24 protein-coding genes are annotated in these 24,902 nt (G+C 67.9%); 14 read left to right on the top strand and 10 right to left on the bottom strand.

Annotated features, from left to right (window positions below):
- Positions 1–53: 53 nt before the first annotated feature.
- Together ABL840_RS35040 and lnt are read left to right on the top strand one after the other, a co-directional pair.
- Positions 54–932, top strand: coding sequence for an HlyC/CorC family transporter (locus ABL840_RS35040; protein WP_093206010.1), 879 nt, complete (start codon positions 54–56; stop codon positions 930–932).
- Positions 932–2,500: an apolipoprotein N-acyltransferase gene (gene lnt, locus ABL840_RS35035; protein WP_093304723.1), complete on the top strand. Its 1,569-nt coding sequence runs from the start codon at positions 932–934 to the stop codon at positions 2,498–2,500. The genes ABL840_RS35040 and lnt overlap by 1 nt, the downstream gene beginning before the upstream one ends.
- A 3-nt stretch (positions 2,501–2,503) precedes the next feature.
- On the opposite strand, the gene ABL840_RS35030 is transcribed toward lnt, so the two are convergent.
- The 7 genes from ABL840_RS35030 to ABL840_RS35000 form a co-directional block, all read right to left on the bottom strand.
- Positions 2,504–3,886: an FAD-binding oxidoreductase gene (locus ABL840_RS35030; RefSeq protein ID WP_093304721.1), complete on the bottom strand. Its 1,383-nt coding sequence runs from the start codon at positions 3,884–3,886 to the stop codon at positions 2,504–2,506.
- A gap of 9 nt (positions 3,887–3,895) precedes the next feature.
- Positions 3,896–4,705 (bottom strand): ABC transporter permease, encoded by an 810-nt coding sequence (locus tag ABL840_RS35025; protein WP_093304720.1) that lies wholly within the window; start codon positions 4,703–4,705, stop codon positions 3,896–3,898.
- Positions 4,702–5,538 carry an ABC transporter ATP-binding protein gene (locus ABL840_RS35020; protein WP_093304718.1) on the bottom strand — a complete coding sequence of 279 codons (837 nt, stop codon included), beginning with the start codon at positions 5,536–5,538 and terminating at the stop codon, positions 4,702–4,704. Before ABL840_RS35020 ends, ABL840_RS35025 begins: the two co-directional genes overlap by 4 nt.
- A gap of 64 nt (positions 5,539–5,602) precedes the next feature.
- A complete protein-coding gene (locus tag ABL840_RS35015) occupies positions 5,603–6,586 on the bottom strand; it encodes an ABC transporter substrate-binding protein (protein WP_093304716.1) in 984 nt (327 codons plus the stop codon).
- Between the two features lie 82 nt (positions 6,587–6,668).
- Complete coding sequence (locus ABL840_RS35010; RefSeq protein WP_093205998.1) at positions 6,669–7,532, bottom strand: creatininase family protein; 864 nt, start codon at positions 7,530–7,532, stop codon at positions 6,669–6,671.
- A 17-nt stretch (positions 7,533–7,549) separates the two neighbouring features.
- Positions 7,550–8,824, bottom strand: a complete 1,275-nt coding sequence (locus tag ABL840_RS35005; protein ID WP_093304714.1) for an amidohydrolase family protein — start codon at positions 8,822–8,824, stop codon at positions 7,550–7,552.
- Positions 8,821–9,408: an NAD(P)H-dependent oxidoreductase gene (locus ABL840_RS35000; protein WP_093205994.1), complete on the bottom strand. Its 588-nt coding sequence runs from the start codon at positions 9,406–9,408 to the stop codon at positions 8,821–8,823. The genes ABL840_RS35005 and ABL840_RS35000 overlap by 4 nt, the downstream gene beginning before the upstream one ends.
- A gap of 319 nt (positions 9,409–9,727) precedes the next feature.
- On the opposite strand from ABL840_RS35000, the gene ABL840_RS34995 reads away from it, so the two are divergent.
- The 6 genes from ABL840_RS34995 (at position 9,728) to ABL840_RS34970 (ending at position 15,460) form a co-directional block, all read left to right on the top strand.
- Positions 9,728–10,243, top strand: a complete 516-nt coding sequence (locus tag ABL840_RS34995) for a spore coat U domain-containing protein (RefSeq protein ID WP_093304712.1) — start codon at positions 9,728–9,730, stop codon at positions 10,241–10,243.
- 20 nt (positions 10,244–10,263) lie between these two features.
- Positions 10,264–10,995 (top strand): molecular chaperone, encoded by a 732-nt coding sequence (locus tag ABL840_RS34990; RefSeq protein WP_093304711.1) that lies wholly within the window; start codon positions 10,264–10,266, stop codon positions 10,993–10,995.
- Entirely contained in the window at positions 10,946–13,357 is a 2,412-nt protein-coding gene (locus tag ABL840_RS34985; RefSeq protein WP_418116106.1) for a fimbria/pilus outer membrane usher protein, read from the top strand. Before ABL840_RS34990 ends, ABL840_RS34985 begins: the two co-directional genes overlap by 50 nt.
- Positions 13,354–14,370 carry a spore coat U domain-containing protein gene (locus tag ABL840_RS34980; protein ID WP_093205988.1) on the top strand — a complete coding sequence of 339 codons (1,017 nt, stop codon included), beginning with the start codon at positions 13,354–13,356 and terminating at the stop codon, positions 14,368–14,370. Before ABL840_RS34985 ends, ABL840_RS34980 begins: the two co-directional genes overlap by 4 nt.
- A gap of 251 nt (positions 14,371–14,621) precedes the next feature.
- Positions 14,622–15,017 carry a hypothetical protein gene (locus ABL840_RS34975; protein WP_418116105.1) on the top strand — a complete coding sequence of 132 codons (396 nt, stop codon included), beginning with the start codon at positions 14,622–14,624 and terminating at the stop codon, positions 15,015–15,017.
- 131 nt (positions 15,018–15,148) lie between these two features.
- On the top strand, positions 15,149–15,460 hold the full coding sequence (locus ABL840_RS34970) for a hypothetical protein (RefSeq protein ID WP_093304707.1): 312 nt from the start codon (positions 15,149–15,151) through the stop codon (positions 15,458–15,460).
- Positions 15,461–15,506: 46 nt separating this feature from the next.
- Here ABL840_RS34970 and ABL840_RS34965 read toward each other — a convergent pair whose 3' ends face one another.
- The gene (locus tag ABL840_RS34965; RefSeq protein ID WP_143042965.1) at positions 15,507–16,637 is read right to left on the bottom strand and encodes a hypothetical protein; all 1,131 of its coding nucleotides are present in this window, start codon (positions 16,635–16,637) and stop codon (positions 15,507–15,509) included.
- A gap of 185 nt (positions 16,638–16,822) precedes the next feature.
- Positions 16,823–17,500 (bottom strand): TetR/AcrR family transcriptional regulator, encoded by a 678-nt coding sequence (locus ABL840_RS34960; protein WP_176947546.1) that lies wholly within the window; start codon positions 17,498–17,500, stop codon positions 16,823–16,825.
- Between the two features lie 173 nt (positions 17,501–17,673).
- On the opposite strand from ABL840_RS34960, the gene ABL840_RS34955 reads away from it, so the two are divergent.
- A complete protein-coding gene (locus ABL840_RS34955) occupies positions 17,674–18,744 on the top strand; it encodes an asparaginase (protein WP_093206052.1) in 1,071 nt (356 codons plus the stop codon).
- Between the two features lie 82 nt (positions 18,745–18,826).
- Here ABL840_RS34955 and ABL840_RS34950 read toward each other — a convergent pair whose 3' ends face one another.
- A complete protein-coding gene (locus ABL840_RS34950) occupies positions 18,827–19,645 on the bottom strand; it encodes a phosphatase PAP2 family protein (protein WP_093205978.1) in 819 nt (272 codons plus the stop codon).
- Positions 19,646–19,794: 149 nt separating this feature from the next.
- Here ABL840_RS34950 and glyQ point away from each other — a divergent pair, with 149 nt between their 5' ends.
- The 5 genes from glyQ to ABL840_RS34925 all read left to right on the top strand — a co-directional run bounded on the left by glyQ (position 19,795) and on the right by ABL840_RS34925 (position 24,893).
- On the top strand, positions 19,795–20,703 hold the full coding sequence (gene glyQ, locus ABL840_RS34945) for a glycine--tRNA ligase subunit alpha (RefSeq protein WP_093205976.1): 909 nt from the start codon (positions 19,795–19,797) through the stop codon (positions 20,701–20,703).
- A 15-nt stretch (positions 20,704–20,718) separates the two neighbouring features.
- Entirely contained in the window at positions 20,719–21,270 is a 552-nt protein-coding gene (locus ABL840_RS34940) for a metal-dependent hydrolase (RefSeq protein WP_093304704.1), read from the top strand.
- Positions 21,271–21,368: 98 nt separating this feature from the next.
- Positions 21,369–23,501, top strand: a complete 2,133-nt coding sequence (gene glyS, locus ABL840_RS34935; RefSeq protein ID WP_093304702.1) for a glycine--tRNA ligase subunit beta — start codon at positions 21,369–21,371, stop codon at positions 23,499–23,501.
- A gap of 40 nt (positions 23,502–23,541) precedes the next feature.
- Positions 23,542–24,120, top strand: a complete 579-nt coding sequence (gmhB, locus tag ABL840_RS34930; protein ID WP_093205970.1) for a D-glycero-beta-D-manno-heptose 1,7-bisphosphate 7-phosphatase — start codon at positions 23,542–23,544, stop codon at positions 24,118–24,120.
- Positions 24,120–24,893 carry a lysophospholipid acyltransferase family protein gene (locus ABL840_RS34925; RefSeq protein WP_093205968.1) on the top strand — a complete coding sequence of 258 codons (774 nt, stop codon included), beginning with the start codon at positions 24,120–24,122 and terminating at the stop codon, positions 24,891–24,893. Before gmhB ends, ABL840_RS34925 begins: the two co-directional genes overlap by 1 nt.
- Positions 24,894–24,902: the final 9 nt, after the last annotated feature.

Here is a 24,902-nt window from a genome sequence, read left to right as displayed (position 1 = left end):
CGTGTCACACGCAATCCGGTATCCTTGTTCCTCCTCAACTCCGCCCTCCCGCAGTGGCCGACCCTCACCCTGAACGCGCTCCCGTCGAACGGGAAGACAAGCGCAGCTTTCTCCAGAAACTCGCCGAATTCATCCACCCCGGCCCTGACTCGCGCGACGAACTGATCGAAACCCTGGCTGACGCCGAGGACAACGAGGTGATCGGCGCGGAGTCGCGCGTGATGCTCGAAGGCGTGCTGCGCATGGCCGACATGACCGCCGGCGACGTGATGGTCGCCGCGCCGCGCATGGACCTGGTGAACATCGACGCGCCCTTCGACGCGCTGCTGCACCTCGTCATCGACACCGCGCACTCGCGCTTCCCGGTGTACGAGGGCGAGAAGGAAAACATCATCGGCATCCTGCTCGCGAAGGACCTGCTCAAGCTGCAGCGCGCGCCGGGCCTGAACATCCGCGCGCTGCTGCGCCCGGCCACCTTCGTTCCCGAGAGCAAGGGCCTGAACGACCTGCTGCGCGAGTTCCGCGGCAACCGCAACCACCTGGCCATCGTCATCGACGAGTTCGGCCGCGTCGCGGGCCTCATCACCATCGAGGATGTGCTCGAGCAGATCGTGGGCGAGATCGAGGACGAGTTCGACATCGCCGAGGACGAGGGCGACATCTTCGGCCTCGCCGACCACACCTACCGCGTCTCGGGCGACACGCCCATCGAGCGCGTCGCCGAGGCCTTCGGCATCGTGTTCGACGAAGAGCAGCTCAGCGAAGACTTCGACACCATCGGCGGCCTGATCGCGCACGAGATGGGCCATGTGCCCAAGCGCGGCGAGCACCACGCGATCGGCGGTTTCGACTTCGTCGTGCTGCACACCAAGGGCGGCGCCGTGCGCTGGTTCAAGGTGTCCCCGGCACGCGGCGGCGACGCGGCCGACTGATGGCTCGCGCGCAGGCTTCCTCCCTCGCTTCCCTGTTTCGCCCGCTCGGCTTCGTCGCCGCCGGGCTCGCCCAGGCGCTGTCGATGGCTTCGCCCGCGGGCGGCAAGCCGCTGTGGTGGCTGCAGCTGCTGTCGCTCGGCGCCTTCGTCTGGCTGCTCGACGGCCTGCGCGCGCAGGGCGCCGGCTGGCGTCGCGCCGGCCTGCATGGCTGGCTGTTCTCCACCGCCTGGCTCACCGGCAGCTTCTGGTGGCTCTTCATCTCGATGCACACCTATGGCGGCCTGCCTGCGCCGCTTGCGGCCATCGCCGTGCTCGCGCTGGCGGCTGCGCTGGGCCTTTACTACGCCATCGCAGCGGCATGGTTCGTCGTGCGCGGACCCGAGGGACGCGTGACAGGCGCGGTGGTCTTCGCCGCGCTCTGGACGCTCGCGGAGCTGGTGCGCGGCAGCTGGTTCACGGGCTTCCCATGGGGCGCGGGCGGCTATGCGCATGTCGAAGGACCACTCGCGGCGCTCGCGCCATGGGTGGGCGTGTACGGCATCGGCGCGGCTGCTGCGCTGGTCGTCGCGCTGATCGTGCTGCACCATCGCCCGCTTCGCATTGCCGAAGCCGTGCAGGTCGTGGTGCTGGTCGCGCTGGTGTTCGCCGTGCCGAATCTCGTGCCCGCGCTTCGCGAAGACGTGCAGAGTGCGAAGGGCACCGCCGGCAGCCTGAACGTCGCTCTCCTGCAGGGCAACATCCCGCAGGACGAGAAGTTCATTCCCGGCGGCGGTATCGAGACCGCGCTTCGCTGGTACGGCGAACAGCTGCGCGATGCCAAGGCCTCGCTCGTCGTAACGCCCGAGACCGCATTGCCGCTGCTGCCCGTGCAACTGCCGGCCGGCTATCTCGACGCGATCCGGGCGCGCTACAGCCAGGGCACGCAGGCGGCCATCGTCGGCCTGCCCCTTGGCGGACAGGGCACCTACAGCAACTCGGTGCTCGGCTTCCGCCCCGGCGACGCGCAGCCCTACGTCTACAGCAAGCACCACCTGGTGCCCTTCGGCGAATTCATTCCGCCGGGCTTCCGCTGGTTCATCCAGATGATGAACATCCCGCTGGGCGACTTCGCGCGCGGCGGCCTCGCGCAGGCGCCCTTCGTGTGGCAGGGCCAGCGCATCGCGCCGAACATCTGCTACGAGGATTTGTTCGGCGACGAGATCGGCGCGAACTTCCGCGACGAGGCCACGGCGCCCACCATCCTGCTCAACGTGAGCAACATCGCGTGGTTCGGCGACACCGTCGCCATCGACGAACACCTGTCGATCTCGCGCATGCGCGCGCTCGAATTCGCGCGGCCGATGGTGCGCTCCACCAACACCGGCGCAACTGTGGTGATCGACGCCCAGGGCCGCGTGACGCACGAGCTGCCGCGCCTCACGCGCGGCGTGCTCGAAGCGAACGTGGAAGGCCGGCGCGGCCTCACGCCCTTCGCGCGCTGGGTGGCGCCCTTCGGCCTCTGGCCTTTGTGGCTGCTGGCCATGGCCATCGTGGCGGTGACCTGGGTGCAGGGCCGCCGCCGGCGCTGAGCATCAGGCTGCTGCGGGCAGAGCCTTCACCGGCCAGTCGCGCAGCTTGCCCGGGTTCAGCAGGCCCAGCGGGTCGAAGCGCTTCTTCACCTCGATGACTTCCGGCGGCAGCGGCCCGCCGGCCTTGCCGTCTTCGACGATGTTCACGTGCGGGTTGTTGATGTGCACGTTGTGCTCGCGATGGATGCGCATGATCTCCTGCAGCCGCTCCTCGGTGCTGAAGCGCACCAGCTGCAGCCCGCTGCAGGTCATGAGGCCGGCCACGTTGCGCAGGAACTCAATGTGCATCATCACCTCGCCTTGCTCAGCGCCCAGCAGCTTCTCCATCTCGATGACCTGTTCGACGTGCCTGCCGGGAATGAAGCCGCTCTGCAGGTAGGTCAGGTTCGGGTCGATCTTCAGCGCGTGCAGCGTCGTGTGGTTCCAGGTGAACTCCATCAGCGTGCGGTTGCTCTTCTGCACCTCGGCGGCAGTCTTGCGGTAGCTCACGGTGCCGCCGTGCGCTTCCACCAGCTGCAGCAACGCGGGCTCGCACGATTCGGCCACCAGCGACAGCACCGTGTGGCAGCCCTTCGGCAGATGCGCGGCCAGTTGCGCCAGATGGTCGGAGATTGGCGCCGCGAAGAAGGTCACGCCGCGCTTCACGATGCCCGGCGCGTGCGCGAGCTTGTCGGCGAAGTTCAGCGCGCTTTCGAAGTCGCCGAAGGTCACCAGCGTCTCGAGCCACGGATGCGCGGGTGCCAGCGCGATCTCCAGTTCCAGCACGAGGCCGTTGGTGCCCCACAAATGATGCATGCGCATCGCCTCCGCGCCGCGCAACTCGACCACCTGCGGCTCGGCCTCGATGGTCATCGCGCGGATGCCGATCACGTTGCCCGGCGCGCCCAGCGGCCCGTAGTTGATGGAGCCCACGCCGCCGAAGCCGCCGCCGAACAGGCCGCCCAGCGTCGCGCTGCGGTAGGTGGAGGGCACGCAGCGCAGTTCCTGCCCCGTAGGCTTCGTCTGCTTCTCGAGCTCGCCGAGCCGGATGCCGGCCTGCGCGCGCGCCACTCCCGGGCGCACCCATAGGCAAGTGTTGTAGCCCGTCATGTCGAGCACCACGCCGCCGGCCAGCGGCGTGGTCTGGCCGTAGTTGCCGGTGCCGCTTCCGCGGATGGTGATCGGCACGCAGCGGCGCGCGCAGGCGCCGACCACCGCGCGGATCTCTTCCTCGGTGCGTGGGCGCACGACGACGTCGGCGCGCTTGTCCTTCAGCTGGCGCACGAGCACCGGGCTGAACCACGAGAAGTCGGAGGACAGCCGCGTGACGCGGCTTTCGTCGGTGATCCAGTCGAGGTCTGGCAGTTCGAGCAACAGCTGCTCGATGGCGGAAACAGGAGCGTTCATGGTCAAGGTTCAATCCTGGGAAAGTTCGCTCGCATGCCACGAGCCCAGCGCCAGCTTCGTGAGCCAGGCCATCAGCACGAAGAGCGCGACACCGGTGAGGGAGATGAGCAGCAGGGCCGCGAACATGCGCGGAATGTTCAGCTGGAAGCCCGCCTGCAGGATCTGGTAGGCCAGCCCCGCGCCGGAGCCACCCGTGCCCGCGACGAACTCCGCCACCACCGCGCCGATGAGCGCGAGGCCGCTGGAGATGCGCAGTCCGCCGAAGAAGTAGGGCAGCGCGCTCGGAATGCGCAGCCGCACCAGCTGCTGCCAGCGCGTGGCACGGTTGAGCTTGAAGTAGCTCTGCAGGTCGGGGTCGATGCTGCGCAGGCCCAGCGTGGTGTTGCTGATGATCGGGAACAGCGCCACCAGCGCCGCGCACACCGTCATCGCCGCCACCGGGTTCTTCACCCAGATGATGATGAGCGGCGCCACCGCCACGATCGGCGTCACCTGCAGCAGTACCGCGTACGGAAAGAGCGCGGTCTCGATGCGCTTGCTCTGCACGAACAGGAAGGAGATCAGCACGCCCGCCACCGTTGCGAGCAGGAACGAAAGCACCGTGATCTTCAGCGTGACCAGCAGCGCGTTGCCCAGCGGCGCCCAGTCGGTCACCAGCGTCTGCACCATCAGGTACGGAGAGGGCACGAGGTAGGGCGGCAGCTCCATGGCCACCACCATCCATTGCCACAGCGCGACCAGCACCACGCCGATCAGCACGGGGTAGAGCACGCGCTGCACGCGCGGCTGGCCCAGCAGGGGAACGGCCTTGGCGGTCATCGTGCGGCCTCCTCGTCGGTGCTGCTGGCGCGCAGCAGGCTGTCCTGCAGCCGCTTGGCGTGGCGCGCGAACTCTGGCGTGACCATGAAGTCCGCGCTGCGCGGATAGGGCTCGTCGATGCGGAACTCCTCCACCACGCGGCCCGGCCGCGCGGCCATCATCACCACCCGGCTCGACAGGAACACCGCCTCGTGGATCGAGTGCGTCACGAAGATCACCGTGAGCTTCTTCTTGCGCCACAGCTCCAGCAGGTCGGCGTCGAGCTTGTGGCGCGTGATCTCGTCGAGCGCGCCGAAGGGCTCGTCCATCAGCAGCAGGTCGGGCTGCGTGACGAGGCCGCGCGCGATCGACACGCGCATCTGCATGCCGCCCGAGAGTGCGCGCGGCAGCGCGTCGGCGAACTTCTCGAGCCCCACGAGTGCGAGCGATTCCGTCACCCGCGCATCGGCCTCCTTGCGCGGCACGCCGGCCAGGTCCAGCGGCAGCCGCACGTTGGTGCGAACGCTGGCCCAGGGCATCAGCGTGGGGGACTGGAACACGAAGGACATCTTGTGCGGGCAGTCGTGCAGCTGCGCCACCGGCCTGCGCCACACCAGCAGGCGGCCGTCGCTGGGCTCGAGCATGCCCGCCACCATCTTCAGCAGCGTGCTCTTGCCGCAGCCCGAGGGGCCGAGCAGGGTGACGAACTCGCCCTCGGCGATGGACAGGTCCACCGGCAGCAGCGCCTGCGTGCCGTTGGGGTACGTCTTCTCGGCCGAGAGCACTTCCACTGCCGGCACGGCGGGCGCGAGTTCAGGCGGGGGCGCCAGCGTGTGAGGGTCGATGCGATTCATTCGTGAGGCCTTTCGAGAACGGCCGCATTGCGCGGCCGCCTGGTTTCAGGGCAATGCCGGAGCGTCAGGGCAGGACCTTGGCGTCCTTGACGAACTCGGTGCTGTAGGTCTTCGCCAGCTCAACCTTCGACGGGTCGAGCAGCTTCGCACTCACCAGGAAGTCGTAGCTGGCCTTGGCGCGCGCATCCGTCATCACGCCGATGCCGAGCTTGGCCGCGTCGCCGCCGGTGATCATCCCCATCTCCTTGAGCTTGGCCACGCTGTAGGCCAGCTGGTCGTCGGTCATGTTGGGGTTGTCCTTCTTGATGAGGGCATTGGCGGGCGCCGGGTCGGCGAGGTAGCTCTTCCAGCCTTCGGCCGAGGCCTTCACGAAGGCGGCGACCTGCTTGCTGCGGTCCTTCACCGTCTTCTCCATGCACGACACGGTGGTCGCGTAGGCCGGGAAGCCGTGGTCGCTGAACATCAGCACGGTGCTTTTCACGCCGGCCTTCTGGATGGCGTAGGGCTCGGAGGTGAGGTAGCCCTGCTGCGCGGTGTTCTTGTCGGCAACGAAGGGCTGGATGTTGAAGGTGTAGGGGCGCGTCTGCTCGTCGGTGAAGCCGAACTTCGCCTTCAGCCAGGGCCAGTAGCCGCGCTGCGCCTGGGCGCCGATCAGCAGCGTCTTGCCCTTGAGGTCCTCGAACTTCTTCACGTCCTCGTGCGCGATCAGCACCTGCGGGTCTTTCTGGAAGAAGGCCGCCACGTTGACCACCGGCACGCCGCCTTCGCGCACCTGCATCATCTGGATGTCGCTCGAACCCATGATGCAGTCGGCCTGGCCGGCGGCCATCATCTGCGTGATGTTGACCTGCGGGCCGCCCATCTTGATGGTGACGTCGAGGCCATACTTCTTGTAGATGCCCTGTGCCACGGCCTGGTAGAAGCCGCCGTGCTCGGCCTGCGCGTACCAGTTGGTCATGTAGGTGAACTTGTCCTCGGCCTGCGCGGGTGCGGCGGCGAGGAATGCGATGGCGGCGGCGCCGGCGATGGACAGTGCGAAGGAGCGCATGGAGTGAACCTCTCGTGGCAGGGGAGTTGAAGAAGAAGGAAAAGGAGAAGCGGCCGTTGCAAGAAGCGGGCTCGGGCCGGGCTCAGGCCGGCTGGAAGCTCTGCTGCACGAAGCCCTGCTGGTGCCCGCGCTCCCAGGTGGCTTCTTCGCGCACCACCCAGCGCAGCGCGTGCAGCTCGGTCAGTGCCTGCACCCAGCTGTCGGAGAGCGTGTCGAGGATGGCTTCGCCCTGTTCGCGCGTGGCGGTGGTCGGGTCGCCGATCACGCCGCTCGGGCCGAAGTCGCGCGAGGTCCAGGCGCAGGCCGGACGGCCATCGGCCGACAGCAGCTTGATCGGGAATGGCGGCGGAAAGTTGGCGACCGCGTGCTCCATGTGCACCGTCTCGGGCGCCAGCGCGAGCATCAGCGCCGTCTCGGAATGGCCTGCGTGCATCGCGAGCTTCTTTTCCTGCTCGCTCACCTGCTTGCTCGCAGCGCTCGGCAGGCGAGACACGCCGTGCGGTACCACCACGAAGTCGCCGTGGCGCAGGCGCAGTTCGCGCGCCGCCATCTCCAGCACCTGCGGCTGGCCGCCGTGGCCGTTGGCGAACAGCAGCTTGCGAAAGCCCGAGCGGTATACCGACTCGCCGATCTCGATCACGGTCGACAGCAGCGTGGTGCCGGTCAGCGTCATGGTGCCCGGGAAGTGCAGGTGCTCTTCCGACTTGCCGTAGGTGATGGTCGGCAGTGCGAAGGCGCGCACCTCTGCGGGCAGCTTCTCGAGCGCCTTGCCCATCACGCCCGAGCAGATCACGCTGTCGACCGAGCACGGCAGGTGCGGGCCGTGCTGCTCGATGGCGCCGCAGGGCAGCACGATGACTGTGTTCTCGCGATCGGGCAGCGCGGCGATCTCGGTCCAGCTCAGGTAGGGCAGGAAGCGGTGGGGCGGGATGTAGCCGTGGAGCATGGGAAGTCCTTGTTCTCTTACTTGGGGAAGAAAGGCGTTGCGTCGCCGTGCGTGACGCGGCCCTCGCGCAGCACCACGCGGGTGGCGGTGCGAGAGGGCCAGCCGTGGCGGTCGGCCTGCGTGAACAGCACCAGGTCGGCGGAACGGCCGACCAGCGAAGGCGTGGCCGACGCAGGTGCGCGCTGCAGCCAGTCGCTGCGGCACAGCGCCTGCGACCAGGTGTCGAAGGGCTCGTCGAGCTGGGCCACCAGCGCGGCGGTGCCAAGCGCTTCCACGGGGTCGAAGCTGCCCAGGCGGCAGAAGGGGTCCTGCACGTTGTCACTCGCGAAGAGCAGCGGAATGCCGCGGTCGCGCGCCTCCTTCACCAGGGTGATGCCGCGCAGGCGCGGCGTGCGGCCGGTGACTGCGTCCTGCAGCAGCAGGTTGGTGGCGGGCAGCGAAACGACAGTGATCGGCGCGCGCGCCACCGCGTCGAGCGTGGCGAAGGCCTGCGCCTCGGGCTGGGCCGCGAGCGCGCAGATGTGGCCGCAGACCACGCGGCCTTCGTAGCCGATCTCGCGCAGGATGCGGGCGGTGGTCTGCAGGCCGACGGCCGAGGCGTTGAGTTCCTCGTCGACGTGCAGGTCGATGTCGAGGTCGCAGGCCTGTGCCGACAGCAGCAGGTTGCGCAGTGCGTTCTCGCTCCAGTTGGTCGAATGCACGAAGCCGCCGAGCAGCGCATGCGGCCCGGTCGCCTTCACTTGCCTGGCAAGGCGCATGGCCTGCGCGGCGTCTTCGAAGAGCGGCAGCTTGATGAGGCTCACCTGCTCCAGCCGAACCCTGCCGGCCCACTCCTGTGCCAGCTCGGCCATCACCGGCCATGCCATCGGCACGGCATCGGGCTCCCACCAGTCGACGTGCGTGCGCAGGTGCGCCGTGCCGCATTCCCAGGCCCATTGCAGGCCGCGCGAGGCGCGCTCGCGCACGTCGGCGGGCGTCCAGTGCACGCGGTCGGCCAGCATCGCGTCGATGGCGCCGAGCAGGCCGGGCTCCACCTGCTTCATGCGCGGCAGGGTGAAGGCCTTGTCGAGATGCGTGTGGACGTCGACGAACCCAGGCAGGGCCAGCGTGCCGGCGAGGTCCCAGGCGGAAGGCGACGGCTCGGACGCGGCCGGCTGCACCGACTGCACGCGGCCCGCATCGATGGCGATGCGCGCGAGAGCCGGCACGCCGTCGTGCTGCGGCCAGCCGCCGGGCAGCAGCCAGCGCGGCAGCCGCACGTTGTCGAGCAGGGTGGGGGCGGGCGCGTTCATGCGAAGCGCGCCATCGCCTGGCCCACGCGTGCCATGAAGCGCTTGAGCTGGGGCTCGGTCGCGACGTTCATGTGGTAGTGGGCGTGGTAGTCCACCTTCGCGCGCTGGCCGGTCAGCCGCTTCATGTAGCGCGTGACGATCTTGCGTGGCGGATCGCCCATGTAGATGGCCATCCAGCGCGGCCGCCCGTAGGTGACGACGGCGCTGATGCGCTTGATGTGCGTGAGCATCGGCTTCACGTTGGCCGGGTCGCTGATGTCGAAGGCCACGCCCGGCATGAAGAGCCGGTCGAAGTAGCCCTTGAGCATCGCCGGCAGGCCGAAGCACCACGTCGGAAAGCAGAACACGATGCCCTCGGCCCACTGCAGCCGCTCCACATAAGGCTTCAGCGGCAGCTGGTTTGAGGGCACGTCGTGATAGCCGAGCCGCTCCTCGCGCGAGAGCACCGGGTTGAAGCCCTCGGCGTAGAGATCGCAGTCGTCCACCTCGTGCCCGGCGGCGCGCAGGTTCTTCAGCACCTCCTGGTGCAGGGCGGCGTGGAAGCTGGTTTCGACCGGATGGCAGTAGACGACGAGCACGCGCATGGTGTGTTTGACCGCTTAATCAGAGCAAGTGGTCAGGTTATGCAAGCGACGTGCCAGTGGTGGTGCACTGGTTTGGGGCGGCGTGGTAGCCGTGCGACGGAACCGTCGGGAGGCTGACCGACGAGTGGCCTAATTTCGTAACAAAAGTCACGCTGGCCTGGAAAAACGCGGCTGTCGGGAAAGAGTTTTGGTTGTTTCTGTAACAGTAACTCACCCTTTCTGCCAATTGTTAACTAAAATTCACAGTCCCAAATTTGTGAACTTTGGGCCTCATTTCTCTCTTCATCAACGCGTTCGATAACCGAGAGTCCTGCTTCTCATGAAAAAACCTACCCTCATCGTTGCCGCCGTCCTTGCAGTCATGGCCACCAGCGCGGCGATCGCCGACACGGCCAGCTCCACGTTCAAGGTCCTCATCACCGTGACCAAGGCCTGCTCGGTCACGGCAGGTGCGGGCTCGAACATCGACTTCGGCTCGGTGACCTCCGCCGCCACTGCCCTGTCGGCCAGTAGCAACATCAGCGTGACCTGCTCCAAGTCGACGCCCTACAACATCGGCCTGCAGCCCTCGAGCACCGCCGCCACCGACACCTCCGGCGCCGGCTTCATGAGTCCCATCGTGGCTGGCCCGGACACCATTGCCTACCAGCTTCGCTCGGTGAGCGCGACAGGTCCCATCTGGGGCAACACCGCCACGCCCACCGCGGTTGGCAATGGTGTGGCCGGCACCGGCACCGGCGCGGCCCAGTCGATTCCCGTGTTTGCGACGGTCGCGAGCGCCAACGTGACGCCCGGCGCCTATGCCGACACCGTGACCGTCCAGGTCAACTACTGATCCATTGCCTGAGACAGACCGTGCACCGCCTGCTGCGCCACACCCTTGCCCTCGCGCTCGCCCTGCTGGCGCACGCGGCCGCCTCGGCGAGCGGGCTGCAGGTCTCTCCGGTCACGCTGACGCTGCAGGCCACGCAGAACGCGGATGGCCTCTGGCTCAGCAACACCGGCGACGACGTGGTGCATGCCCAGGTGCGGGTCTATCAGTGGGCGCAGGAGAACGGAGCCGAAAAGCTGACGCCCTCGCGCGAACTCCTCGTGAGCCCGCCGATGGTTCAGCTGGCCCCGTCCGAGCGGCAGCTGATCCGCGTCATCCGCACCGGCATTCCCGCCGGCGCGGTCGAGAACTCGTACCGGGTCATCATCGATGAGCTGCCGGTCGAGATGAAGGAAAAGAAGGGCCTGCAGCTCGTGCTGCGCTATTCGGTGCCCATCTTCATCGCAGCCGCTGGGGCACAGCCGACAACGCCCCAGCTCACGTGGTCGCTGCGCCGCGAAGGCGGCCAGGCGTTGCTCGAAGTCGCCAACGGCGGCGGCATGCACGCCCAGCTTGCCGATCTGGATTTTGTCGATACCGCCGGCCGCCGCACCGCGGTGCACGGCGGCCTGATGGGCTACGTCCTGCCGGGCGCGAGCATGCGTTGGCCCTTGAAGACTCCCGTGGAAGCATTTGCTTCCGGCGGCGTCCTGGAAACGAAGATCAATGGCAACGCGACGCAGGAAAAGATTCCGCCACTTCCACGCGTCCGCTGAGCGCCTGCTCCCACTGCTGCTTCTGTCGGGTCTGGCGCCATTCAACGCCCAGGCCGAGAAGACTGCAGCCGGACCGGGTTCATGGCTGGTCGCATCCGCCGCGGAAGGCGACCTCACCGGTCCGACCGGCAACGACCTCTATCTCGAGCTGAGCCTCAACGGCAATCCCCAGGGGCTGGTGCATTTCGGCTTGCGCGACCGGGAACTCTGGGCCAGCGCCGCGACGCTGCGGCAACTGGGTTTTATCCTGCCGGCGGGCGTGTCCGATCCCGTGAGGCTCAAGAGCCTTCCCGGCGTCAAGGTCGCGTACGACGCGGCAACGCAGAGCGTTGCAATCAACGCCTCCGCCGACGTGTTGCGGCTGCCCACGACCGTGGTGAACACATCGACGGTCCTCACGCCGAAGGCCAGCGCATCGCCCGGCCTGCTGCTCAACTACGACCTCTATGGCACGCAGGGCCGGGGCAACAGCTCCAGCCTCAACGCGCTTGCCGAAGTGCGCGCCTTCAGCGGAAGCAGCGTGTTCACCAGCACGATGATGTCGCGCGCCTACCGCTCCGGCAACGAGGACTGGACGCACGACTCGGTGCGACTCGACACCACCTGGAGCCAGTCGTTTCCCGATGACATGCTCACGCTTCGCGTGGGCGACACCACCACCGCGTCGCTGCCGTGGTCGCGTTCGACCCGGATCGGCGGCATCCAGCTTTCGCGCAACTTTTCGCTGCAACCCTATCGCACCACCACCCCGCTGCCGGCCTTCCTTGGGTCGGCCACGCTGCCCTCGCAGGTGGAGCTCTACATCAACGGCCTGCGCCAGTACACGGGCCAGGTCCCTGCGGGGCCCTTCCAACTGAACACGGTTCCGAGCATCAACGGCGCGGGCAACGCCCAGGTGGTTCTCACCGACGCCTTCGGTCGTGCCACGACGCTCGACTTCTCGCTGTACGACACCCAGCGGCTATTGCAGGAAGGCCTGTCCGACTGGTCCGTCGATCTCGGCGTGGTGCGCAAGAACTACGGCCTGCGCTCGAACGACTACGGCAATGACCCCGCCGCCACCGGTACCTGGCGCTACGGCGTGAGCAACGGCTTCACGCTGGAGGCGCACGGCGAGGCCACCAAGGGGCTGGTCAAGGGTGGCGTCGGCGGTGCATGGCTGCTCGGGCAGAGCGGCGTGTTCACGGGCGCCGTGGCGCACAGCAGCTATCGCGGCGAGCAGGGTTCGCTGCTCAACCTGGGCTACAGCTGGCGCGACAACCAGTTCAATTTCGCGGTCGAGGGCACGCGCACGCGCGGCGAATACCGCGACGTCGCCTCCCTGTACGGCAGCGCGCCGCCGCGCGGCTCGGGCCGGGCGTCGATCGGCTACACCACCAAGGACTTCGGCAGCTTCGGCCTCAGCTACCTCTACCTGCGCTACCCGGCGCAGGAGGCGACGCGCATGGCGAGCGTCTACTGGTTCAGGGCGATCGGAAGCCGCGCCTCGATGAACGTGAGCCTCAACCAGAACCTGGACAACCGCCGGGAGCGCAGCCTCTTCGTCGGCTTCACCTGGGCGCTGGACGGCAACATCACGGCCAGCGCCGGCGTGCAGCGCGACAACGGCCAGACCGTCTACACCGCCGATGCGCAGAGCTCCATGCCGGGCGACGGCGGCATCGGCTGGCGCGCCGGCCTGCGCCAGGGTGGGGGCCAGAACGGCGGACAGGCCGAGATCGATTACCTGGGCCGTTACGGACGCGCCATGGCCGGCATCAGCGTGCTCGGCGACAGCCGCTTCGCCTATGCCGGCGCCACCGGCTCGATCGCGGTCATGGGCGGGCAGCCCTTCGCGGCCCGGCGCATCGACGACGCCTTCGCGGTGGTCTCCACCGATGGCATCGCCGGCGTGCCCGTGAGACTGGAGAACCGGGACATCGGCACTACGGACGACAAGGGCATGCTGCTGGTGGCCCCGCTGCGCTCCTACCAGAACAACCAGCTGTCCATCGACCCGATGCAGCTGCCCGCCGACGTGAAGATCGAACGCGTGAAGACGGTCGCCACGCCGAGCGACCGCGCCGGCACGATGGTGCGCTTCGGCATCACGCCGGTCAGCGCGGCCGCGCTGCTGCTGGTGGACGAGGCGGGCAAGCCCCTGCCGCTGGGCAGCCGTGTGCGCGTCAACGGGCAGGGCGGCGAGCCGGCCCTGGTCGGCTTCGACGGCGCGGTGTATCTCGAATCGCTCCAGGCCCACAACACGCTCGACGTGCAGACGCCCGGTGGCGCCTGCCGGACCAGCTTCGACTATCGCAAGGACGGCGCCGCAATCCCGCAGATCGGGCCGCTGCGCTGCGCCAGGGAGGCCAAGACACCATGAGTCTTCTGATCCGCACGCTGCAGGCCCTGCGCCTGCCCCTGTTCTGCGCGCTGCTGTGGCTGCTGTCGGTGGGCAGCGCCCAGGCATCGATCAATTGCACCGCGTCGATGACGGCCGTGGCTTTCGGGCCGGTCGACCTGGTCGCCGGCACGGCTACGCCCGTCAATGCCACGTTGAGCTACACCTGCACCAAGACCGGCAACAACAACACCACCGAGTACGCCAGGGTCTGCTTCAACATCGGCGACGGCAACGAAGGTCTCACAAACTTCAATCCTCGCGTCATGAAGAGCAGCGCAGGCAACTCCTTGAAGTTCCAGCTCTACCAGGGGACGAGCAGCACGATCTGGGGCTCGAACGGCAACGCCGCGGTCCCGAATCCGTTCACCATCAACATCAGCATTCCCGCCCGGTCCACCACGTCCTCGGGGACCGCCACGATGCGCGGGGAGCTGCTCTCGGGCCAGAGCACGGTGCCTCCGGGCTCGTACCAGGACAACTTCGCCGGAATCCATACGTCGATCACGCTGACCTCGAGCACGAGCGCTCCGCCGACCACGTGCGGCACGACGCTGGCGGACCAGTTCGCCTTCATCGTCAGCGCGACCGTTTCCAAGAGCTGCCTGGTCACGGCCGATCCGCTGAACTTCGGGTCCGTCGCAGGTCTCCCGGGCGGGGCCAACATCGACCAGATCAGCACGATCAACGTCACCTGCACGACGCCGACTTCCTACACGGTCGCGCTGACGCCTTCCAACAACGTGACCTCCGGTGCAGGGGTGATGACACCGACGGGAGGCGTGCCCGGCAACACGGACACGGTGGCCTACCAGCTCTACCGCAACGCCGGCCGCACAAATGCCTGGGGCAGCGTCACGGGAACCAACACCGTCGCGGGCACCGGCAGCGGCCAGGTTCAGGCGCTGCCCCTGTACGGCCGCGTTCTGGGGGCCAGCGCCAACGTGCGGCCCGACAGCTACATGGACGTCGTGACGGTCACCGTGACCTACTAGCCTGGGCCGCAGCGGCGCCTGCGGCCGCCCCGGTACGGAATGCCCGCTGGCAAATTCCAGGCAATGCGCCAAGAATAGCGCCCGGACAGCCTTCATTTTTCCGCGACTCTGCCGATAAGCCTGACTGGGCATCGATCCGATGCCTTCCCCAGGTTGCGACGAGAGGAGTTCCCATGCCCGGAAACAGGCGCGCTGCAAGGACGACCGCGCTGCGGTCGCCGCAAACGGTACCCCCGCTGGCTGCCGTCGGCATGCTGTTGCTCCTGCTGCCGCTGCCTCTGCAGCTCAGCTCCGCGGAGCCGATGCGCGGCACGAGCAGCGCCATGGGCCGCTTCAACCTGACGATCAACGTTCTGCCGACCTTCAAGGTGCTCGAGGTCACGCCCGTGAAAGGTGGGCATGAATACCGCGTCTGGACCAACATGGCGTCGGTGGTCATCAAGGGGCGGGAGTACAGGTTCGACAAGGTTGGCGAAACGACCTTCACGGTGCCCGGAACCGATGCCGACGGCCGCGACAGCCTCGGCTTCGCCTGGCACGGCGCGATCGGTGCGATGGCCGCGACCACGGGCGGCGCGTCGCCGCAGGCCACAACCGCTCCGGTCGGCGATGGCAGCAACGCAATCCGGGTGACCGTGACCTACTAGGCCGCAGGCGGGGCGCCGATCCTGCCCGGGCGGACCCTGCATTTCTTCTCGTTCCTGCCGATATCCGGAGATCGGGCGCATGTGTCGCGCCCGCACCTCATGTTCTTGCGATGGACAACGGATCGGGCCTTATGACGGGAAGTCGACTGCAATCGGCGCGCGCCACCCTGGGTGCGCTGATGCTTGCGCCGATGCTGTGCGCGGCGGAGAGCAGCCTGGGCGCCGGTTCAGCAACGGCGAGGGTGCGCCTCGTGGTGGTCGTGCCGGCGGTGTTCCAGGTGCTGCGGTCCACGCAGACCGCCGAGGGACATGACTATCTGGTCTGGACCAACATGAAGTCGATCATGATCGGCGGCCGTGAGTACCGCTTTGCCCGGCCCGGCGAGAACACCGTGCACGTACGCGCGCCGCCTGCCGGTGCCTGGGTCGTGCACGGCCTGTAGGCCGCCTGCGCAACCCAGAAGAGCCCGCTCGCTGCGGGCTTGCCGCTCAGTTCCGGTCGCTGGTCTCGGTTCGGTCGGGCGACAGGCACAGCGGTCCCGTGCAGGCCGACGACCGGAAGAAGATCGGCGAGTCGGGTACGCCGAAGTAGCGGAGGCCGTTGGCCGTCTGCGCGTTCGCCTGTGCTGCATTGGCCTCCTGCAGGCCGAACACGGGGTCCGGGTTGTCGAGGAACTCGTATTCGAAGCTGCTCGACTGCGTCGTGTCCTTCACGTAGTAGATGTAGTCCTTCGATTCGCCGTTCGCGTCTTTCAGGAAGCGGTCCTTCAGCAGCCGGTAGCCTTGCGCACCCTGTTCCCGGATCTGTGCCTTGACGTCCTTCACTTCGCCGCCCACCACGCTCAGCGGGCTGATCACGGCCTTGAAGTGGTAGCGCGATGCGCTGCCCAGGTCTTTCAGGAAGAACTGGTAGCCGCCCTGGTTGACCAGGAAGGGCGTGGCCCACGGCCGGTAGCCGTTCGCGCCCTGCGCGTTCGCGCGGCTCACGTAGTCGGCGACGTTCTCGGCATACAACTCGGCCGTCACGTCGTAGGTGGCCGACGAGCCGAGATCCTTGCGGTAGAGCACGGCGAATTCGGGATCGAGGTTGCTGTTGAGATCGATGGGCGCCAGGATCTTGAGCAGCACCATGCCCTTGGCTCCCTGTTCCTTCGCCTGCTGCAGCAGCGCCTGCAGCGCGGTGGTCTGCAGGATGTCGTAGGTCAGCCGCTTGTACTCGTAGCTGTAGGTGCTCTCCGTGTCCTTGACCAGCATGAAGCTGTCCTGCAGGCGCACGATGGTGCCCCCGGCCTCTCCCTCGAGGTAGCGGTAGCCGGCGGCGCCCTCCCGGTTGAGCAGTGCGATGTAGTCGTTGAAGCGCTTCTCGGCCGATTCGGTGTCCGGATCGCGGTTCTGCTCGAATTTCAGGAACTTGTAGCTCGCGGCAATGGGCGTGGGCGTCGGGGTCGGGTTGGGGTTCGGCTCCGGGTTGGGTTCGGGGCTCGGGCCCGCGCCCGGCCCCGGTGACGGAGGCACCCAGCCGACTGGCAGGCTCCCGAAGTTGCCGCCGCCTCCTCCACCACCGCCGCAGGCTACCAGTGCCGCCGTCGCGAGCGCCGCAAAGAACAATCTCGTTTTCATGATCCTCTACTCCTGTTTGTTCGTGATTCGCCGCCGCAAGAAAAAAGAGGGCGGGCGGCGAAGCGAGCGAAGGTAGGCGCGCGGGCACGCCCAACACAGTGCAGAAAGTCACTGCGTTGCAGGAAGCGCGAGGAATACGGGAGGGAGTTAAGACGAAAGGATTGGCCCTGGGGCAGGGCCCGCGTTCAGGCCTTGATGCCGCAGCCGTTGAGCACGAAGGCCACGAGCTCGCGCGCGATGGGCTCGCGGTCGATGGGCGCGTCGGGCGGCAGGCCGAGCATCACGCGCGTCTGGATCGCGTAGTCGGCATAGCTCTGGGTCATGGCCCAGATGTGCATCAGCAGGATGCGCGCGTCGAGCGGACGCATCTGGCCGCGCGCGATCCAGCCGTTGATCACGTCGATCTTGTTCTGCGTCCAGGCCCGCGCGTTGGGCCAGTAGCGGTCGAGGTTGCGCCCGCCGTCGAGGATCTCGCGCGTGAAGAGGCGCGACATCTCGGGGCTGTCGATGGCGTGGTCGAGCTTCTTGCGGATGTAGTTGCCCAGCACCGTGGCAGGGTCGCTCGCGTCCTCGAAGGAGAACACCACCTTCCATGCGTGCAGCACCTGCATCAGCAACTCTTCGTAGAGCTCTTCCTTGCCGGCGATGTAGTAGTGCAGCTGTGGCTTGGTGAGGCCCGCGCGCGCTGCGATGGCCTGCGTGGAGGTGCCCTTCAGGCCGTGCAGGCTGAACTCCGTGACGGCCGCGGTGCGGATCGCCGCCATGATGCGCTCGCGCCCCGGCCGTGCGCGCGACAGGGGCCCGTCTGGCGCGGGCATTTCCCGGGCGGGTGAAACGGGGAGGGCGGCGGGATCGGCGTTCATGGTGGCGGATGGGCGGTGCGGCGGTGCGCCCGGTCGATGGTAATACCACCGGCTCCACCGGCGTCCCGCGCATGACCGCATGCCATGCCGGCATGGGCGCGAAGGGCATGCAGGCATGGTTCATGTATCGTCCTCGCCGCCTCGAAAGAATCCACTCAACACAGGAGTTCTACATGTACCTCTCTCCCCGTTTCCGTGCCTTCGCGGCCGGCGCCGCGCTGCTGGCCGCCAGCGCGCTCGCGCAGGCGCAACAGGCGCTGCCCAACGTGGTGATCCTCGCCACCGGCGGCACCATCGCCGGGGCCGGCGCCTCGGCCGTCAACAGCGCCACCTACGCGGCCGCCAAGGTCGGCGTCGAGAAGCTCATCGCCGGCCTGCCGGAGCTCTCCAAGGTTGCCAACGTGCGCGGCGAGCAGGTGTTCCAGGTCGCATCGGAAAGCCTGACCAACGACAACCTGCTGACGCTGGCCAAGCGCGTGTCGGCGCTGTCGAAGCAGTCGGACGTGGACGGCATCGTCATCACCCACGGCACCGACACGCTGGAAGAAACCGCCTACTTCCTCACGCTGACCGTGCACACGAACAAGCCGATCGTGGTGGTCGGCTCGATGCGCCCGGGCACCGCGCTGTCGGCCGACGGCGCACTGAACCTGTACAACGCCGTGAACGTGGCGGGCAGCAAGGACGCAATGGGCAAGGGCGTGCTCGTGACGATGAACGACAACATCGACACCGGCCGCGACGTGAGCAAGAACGTCAACATCAAGACCAGTGCCTTCTCCAGCCAGTGGGGCCCGCTGGGCATGATCGTCGAGGGCCGCAACTACTGGTTCCGCGCGCCGGTCAAGCGCCACACCATGAACTCGGAGTTCGACATCGACAGCATCACCACGCTGCCGCCGGTGGAGATCGCCATGGGCTACGAGGGCGTGAGCTCGGTGGCCATCGACGCCATCGCCAAGAGCGGCGCCAAGGCGCTGATCCATGGCGGCACCGGCAACGGCTCGGTGGCCGATCGCATCGTGCCGAACCTGCAGAAGGCCCGCTCCGACGGCGTGATCGTGATCCGCAGCGCGCGCGTGCCCGACGGCTTCGTGATCCGCAACGCCGAGCAGCCCGACGACAAGTACGACTGGGTGGTGGCGCACGACCTGCGCCCGCAGAAGGCGCGCATCCTGGCGATGGTCGCCCTGACCAAGACCAACAACACCAAGGAACTGCAGCGCATCTTCTGGGAGTACTGATCTCCCTTGGGGGCGTCTTCGGCGCCCCGTGCGTGCCAGGCCGCAGCGGTGAAAGCCGCCGCGGCCTTTTCTTTTTTCCTGCCTATCGGCGGCCCGTTCCGCGATGGTGCCGTGCGTACTCGATGCTCGCGATGCAGATCGCCAGCCATGCGGTGCCCGAGCACAGCCCCGCGAGCACGTCGCTCGGGAAGTGGGCCCGCACGAAGATGCGGCTGCAGGCCACGGTGACGATCACGGCGGTCGCGGCCATCACCGAAGGCACCCGCCAGCGCGCCGGCAGCATGCGCAGCCCCAGGTAGCCCAGCATGCCGTAGAGCACCATCGAACCCGAGCTGTGGCCGCTCGGAAATGAATAGCCCGACACCTGCGCGAAGCCGAAGTCGTGCACCGGCCGCGCGCGCTCGAAGATGTGCTTGAGCATGTGGTTCAGCACCGCATTGCCGACCGTGGCCGCGACCCAGCCGGCCGCGAAGCCGCGATGCCCGCGCAGCCACAGCGCCACCGCCACGCCGGTGCACAGCAGCACCACGGTGATCGGGTCGGCCAGATGGGTGAGCCACGAGAACACCTCGCGCACGGCCGGCGGGGTATGGACGCCGACCGAATGGCTGATCGTCTCGTCCAGCAGGCCCATCGGCCGGCCGTCGCCCAGGCCTTCGGCCACTTCGGCGAACCCCCAGGCTAGCGCCAGCACGGCCGCGGCGCCGATGGCCAGCCCGCCGAACAGCAGCCCGGTGCCCGGCTCGGGCTGTGCCGCGCGGCGGCGCCGCAGGTGCTCGAAGCTCCAGGCGGCGATGCCGGCGACCAGGGTCAGCAGGGCGAGAAGAACCAGGAATCCGGGCCAGGCCTGGGCGCCGACGCGTTCTCCCAGGGCGATCAAAGCGGCATGGTCAACGGGCATGGAAGACAGAGGGGGTTTCGGGGCGGGGCCGGGTGGGCAAAGGGCGAGAGCATAGCGGCCCGCTCCTGACTGCCCGCTGCCTCGTAAAATAGCCGGCTCGTTGCGCCGCGGGTTCTTCTCCCGCCGGGCGGCCGCCTTCACGCAGATCCATGCTGACCTTCCAACAAATCATTCTCAAACTGCAGTCGTACTGGGCCGACAAGGGCTGCGCGCTGCTGCAACCGTACGACATGGAAGTGGGCGCGGGCACCTCGCACACCGCCACCTTCCTGCGAGCCCTGGGCCCGGAGCCCTGGAAAGCCGCCTACGTGCAGCCCAGCCGCCGACCCAAGGACGGCCGCTACGGCGAGAACCCCAACCGCCTGCAGCACTACTACCAGTACCAGGTCGTGCTGAAGCCGGCGCCCTCGAACATCCTCGAGCTCTACCTCGGCAGCCTCGAAGCCCTGGGCTTCGACCTGAAGAAGAACGACATCCGCTTCGTGGAAGACGACTGGGAGAACCCCACGCTCGGCGCCTGGGGCCTGGGCTGGGAGGTGTGGCTCAACGGCATGGAAGTGACGCAGTTCACCTACTTCCAGCAGGTCGGCGGCATCGACTGCAAGCCCATCACCGGCGAGATCACCTACGGCCTGGAGCGCCTGGCCATGTACCTGCAGGGCGTGGACAACGTCTACAACCTGACCTGGACCGACGGCCTGAGCTACGGCGACGTCTACAAGCAGAACGAGGTCGAGCAGTCGACCTACAACTTCGAGCACAGCGACGCCGAGTTCCTGTTCACCGCCTTCAATGCGCACGAGAAGCAGGCGAAGCACCTCATGGAAGCCCAGCTCGCGCTGCCCGCCTACGAGCAGGTGCTGAAGGCCGCGCACAGCTTCAACCTGCTCGACGCGCGCGGCGCGATCAGCGTGACCGAGCGCGCTGCCTACATCGGCCGCATCCGCAACCTCGCGCGCAGCGTGGCGCAGAGCTACTACGACAGCCGCGAGCGCCTGGGCTTCCCGATGGCGCCGCGCGAATGGGTCGCGCAGATCCCTCCGAAGAAGGCTGCCTGAAGCAGCTGTCGTCGCATGCCCACCGTCTTCACCCACGTCGCCGTCCCGGTCTGCGCAACCATTGCGCTGGGCACGCGGCGCGTGCCGGTCGCGGCGCTGCTGGCGGGCATGCTCGCTTCCATCGTGCCCGACTTCGACGGCCTGGCCTTCAAGCTCGGCATCGCCTACGGCGGCATGTCGGGGCACCGCGGCTTCACGCACACGCTGGTGTTCGCGCTGCTGCTGGGGCTCGCCGGCTGGTGGCTCGCGCCCCGCTGGGGCATGCGCCGGGCGGCGGGGTGGGCGTGGATCTCGCTGTGCACCGTGTCGCATCCGCTGCTGGACATGCTGACGAACGGCGGCATCGGCATCGCCTTCTTCTGGCCGTTCAGCGACGTGCGCTACTTCAGCCCGTGGCGGCCCATCGAGGTGTCGCCGATCGCGCTGAAGAAGTTCTTCTCGCCGCGCGGCGCGCAGGTGCTGTTCAACGAGATGCTCACCGTGTGGGCGCCGTTGCTGGTGGCTTCGGTGGCCGTGCTCGTCGCACGCCGCAATGTGGAGCGGCGCGTCGGCGCCGTCGCCGCATGAATCCGGTTCTTCCTCTTTCTTTCCCTTCCACGGCGCTGCCCAGTCGCGTGCCCGTGGCCGGTGCCGCTCGCGGCCCATTCCCTCCTACTCTCTGAGCCATGTCGTCTGCCAGCCTTCTTGTCGAACTGTTTGTCGAGGAATTGCCGCCCAAGGCGCTGAAGAAGCTCGGTGACGCCTTTGCCGGCGTGCTGCGCGACCAGCTCGCGGCGCAGGGGCTCGTGGAGCCCGGCGCCGTGCTGACCCCGTACGCCTCGCCTCGCCGCCTTGCCGCGCACGTCACGCATGTGGCCGAGCGCGCTGCCGACAAGGCCGTGTCGCAGAAGCTCATGCCCGTGGCCGTCGGCCTCGACGCATCCGGCCAGCCCACGCCCGCGCTGCTCAAGCGCCTGGGCGCGCTCGGCGCCGATGCCTCCGCCGTGCCCGGCCTCAAGCGCGCCATGGACGGCAAGGCCGAAGCGCTGTTCTACGAAAGCACCGCCAAAGGCGCCACGCTGGCCGAAGGCCTGCAGAAGGCGCTGGCCGAAGCCATCGCCAAGCTGCCGATTCCCAAGGTCATGAGCTACCAGCTCGAAAGCGGCTGCGAGCTGCCGGGCTGGAGCAGCGTGAGCTTCGTGCGCCCCGCGCACGGCCTCGTGGCGCTGCACGGCGATGCCGTGGTGCCGGTCGAGGCGCTGGGCCTGAAGGCCGGCCGCGAAACGCACGGCCACCGCTTCGAGGCGGCGGTCGACCCGGTCGTGCTGCGCGATGCCAACAGCTACGCGCTGCAGCTGCAGGAAGAAGGCGCGGTCATCGCGAGCTTCGAGGCACGCCGCGCCGAGATCGCGCGCCAGCTCGCGGCGGCCGCGGTGAAGGTCGGCGGCGGCTCGGTGCCCATCGAGGACGAAGCCCTGCTCGATGAAGTCACCGCCCTAGTCGAGCGCCCGAACGTGCTGGTCTGCTGCTTCGAGCGCGAGTTCCTCGAAGTGCCGCAGGAATGCCTCATCCTCACGATGAAGGCCAACCAGAAGTACTTTCCGCTGCTCGACGCGTCGGGCAAGCTCACCAACAGGTTCCTGGTCGTCAGCAACATCAGCCCCGACGACGCGAGCGCGGTCATCGGCGGCAACGAGCGCGTGGTGCGCCCGCGCCTGGCCGACGCCAAGTTCTTCTTCGACCAGGACCGCAAGAAGTCGCTGGCCTCGCGCGTCGAGTCGCTGGGCAAGGTGGTCTATCACAACAAGCTGGGCACGCAGGGCGAGCGCGTGGAGCGCGTGATGCGCATCGCGCGCGGCATTGCGGAGAAGCTCGGCGACGCGACGCTCGCCGCGCATGCCACGCAGGCTGCCCAGCTGGCCAAGGCCGACCTCGTGACCGACATGGTCGGCGAGTTCCCCGAGCTGCAGGGCATCATGGGCCGCTACTACGCGCAGCACGACGGTCTCGACGCCTCGGTGGCCGACGCCATCGAGGATCACTACAAGCCGCGCTTCGCCGGCGACGAACTGCCGCGCAACACCGTGGGCCTCGTGGTGGCGCTGGCCGACAAGCTCGAGACGCTGGTCGGCATGTTCGGCATCGGCAACCTGCCCACCGGCGACCGCGACCCGTTCGCCCTGCGCCGCCACGCGCTGGGCGTGATCCGCATGCTGATCGAGAAGGACCTGCCGCTGGGGCTCGACGCGTTGCTGCAAGACACCGCCGCGCAGTTCAGCGGCATCGCCGGTTTCGAGAGCAGCCGCGCCACCGGCGAACTGCAGGACTTCATCCTCGACCGTCTCGCCGGCTCCCTGCGCGAGCAGGGCGCCAGCGCCCAGGAGGTCGAAGCCGTGCTGGCTCCGCGCCCGCAGCGCCTGGGCGAAGTGCCCAAGCTGCTGGCCGCCGTGCGCGCCTTCGCGGCCCTGCCGGCCGCCGCCGCGCTGGCCGCTGCGAACAAGCGCATCGGCAACATCCTCAAGAAGGCCCCCGAGGCCGACGCGCACGTCAGCGAACTGCTGCTGCAGGAGCCCGCCGAGAAGGCGCTGCACGCAGCCATGGCGCAGGTCGTGCCCGCCGCCAACGCGCAGTTCGAGGCTGGCGATTACACCGCCTCGCTGCAGACGCTGGCCGCGCTGCGCGAGCCGGTCGACGCCTTCTTCGACGGCGTGATGGTCAATGCCGAGCAGGCCGATCTGCGCCTGAACCGCCTGGGCCTGCTGATGTCGCTGCACGCCGCGATGAACCGCGTGGCGCAGCTCGAACGGCTGGCCGTCTGACCCCGACCACGACGCCTCCACTACCAGGAGCGGCACCGCCATGAAACTCGTCATCCTCGACCGCAACGGCACGATCAACGTGCACCGCGAAGACTTCGTGAAGAGCGACATCGAGTGGACGCCGCTGCCCGGTGCGCTGGAGGCGGTTGCGCGCCTCAACCATGCGGGCTGGCACGTGGTGATTGCGTCCAACCAGTCGGGCCTGGGCCGTGGCCTGTTCGACATGGCCTCGCTCAACGCCATGCACGCCAAGATGCACAAGATGCTCGCGGCCGTGGGCGGCAAGGTCGACGCGGTGTTCTACTGCCCGCACAGCCCCGACGAGGACTGCGACTGCCGCAAGCCCAAGCCGGGTTTGTTCCTGCAGATCGGCGACCGCTACGGCATCGATCTCGAGGGCGTGCCGACCTGCGGCGACAGCCTGCGCGACCTGCAGGCCGGCGCGGCCGCCGGCTGCGAGCCGCACCTGCTGCTCACGGGCATGGGCGCGGCCTGCCGCGGCGTCGATCCGCTTCCTTCCGAATACCCGGCGAACACGATGGTCCACGACGATCTCGCCGCCTTTGTCGACTTTCTGCTCGCGCGCGAAGCGCGGGACGCACTGCAGGTAGCTCTCTGATGGCGTTGTTCCGTTCCGTTCTCCACGCACTGTGGATGCTCGTCACCGTGGTGCCCTGGGGCATCATCATGTGCGTCAGCTCGCTCTGGAAGCGCGGCGTGCCGCTCTACTGGATGGCCGTGCGCTGGCTCGGCTGGGCCATCGGCGGCGCGCGCGTGCTGCTGGGCATCAAGACCCGCGTGAGCGGCATGGAGAACCTGCCGACCGACAAGCTCGCCGGCGCGATCCTGCTGGTGAAGCACCAGTCCACGCTCGAGACCTTCCTGATGCCCACGCTGATGCCGCACCCGCTGGCCTACGTGTTCAAGAAGGAGCTGATCTACATCCCCTTCTTCGGCTGGGCGATGGCACGGCTGGACATGATCCACATCGATCGCAGCCAGCGCGCGCAAGCCTTCAACAAGGTCGTGAACCAGGGCCGCAAGCTGCTCGCGCAGGGCATCTGGATCATCATGTTCCCCGAGGGCACCCGCATTCCGCGCGGGCAGAAGGGCACCTACAAGAGCGGCGGCACGCGGCTGGCCTGCGAGACCGGCGTGCCGGTGATCCCCATCGCCGTGACCTCGGCCAAGGTGTGGCCGCGCAAGGCCTTCATCAAGCGTCCGGGCGTGGTCGACGTGTCCATCGGCCCGGCCATTCCCAGCGTGGGCCGCAAGCCCGACGAGCTGATGCGCGAGGTCGAGGAATGGATCGAGGCCGAAATGCGCCGCCTCGACCCCGAAGCCTACGTCGACAGCTCCCCGCAGCCCGCGCAGCAGGAAGCGGTGAGCTGAGGAAGAAGA

It is taken from the genome of Variovorax sp. NFACC27 (genome assembly GCF_048301545.1).
Lineage (GTDB): Bacteria > Pseudomonadota > Gammaproteobacteria > Burkholderiales > Burkholderiaceae_C > Variovorax > Variovorax gossypii.
This window is presented reverse-complemented; position numbering and strand designations above follow the sequence as displayed.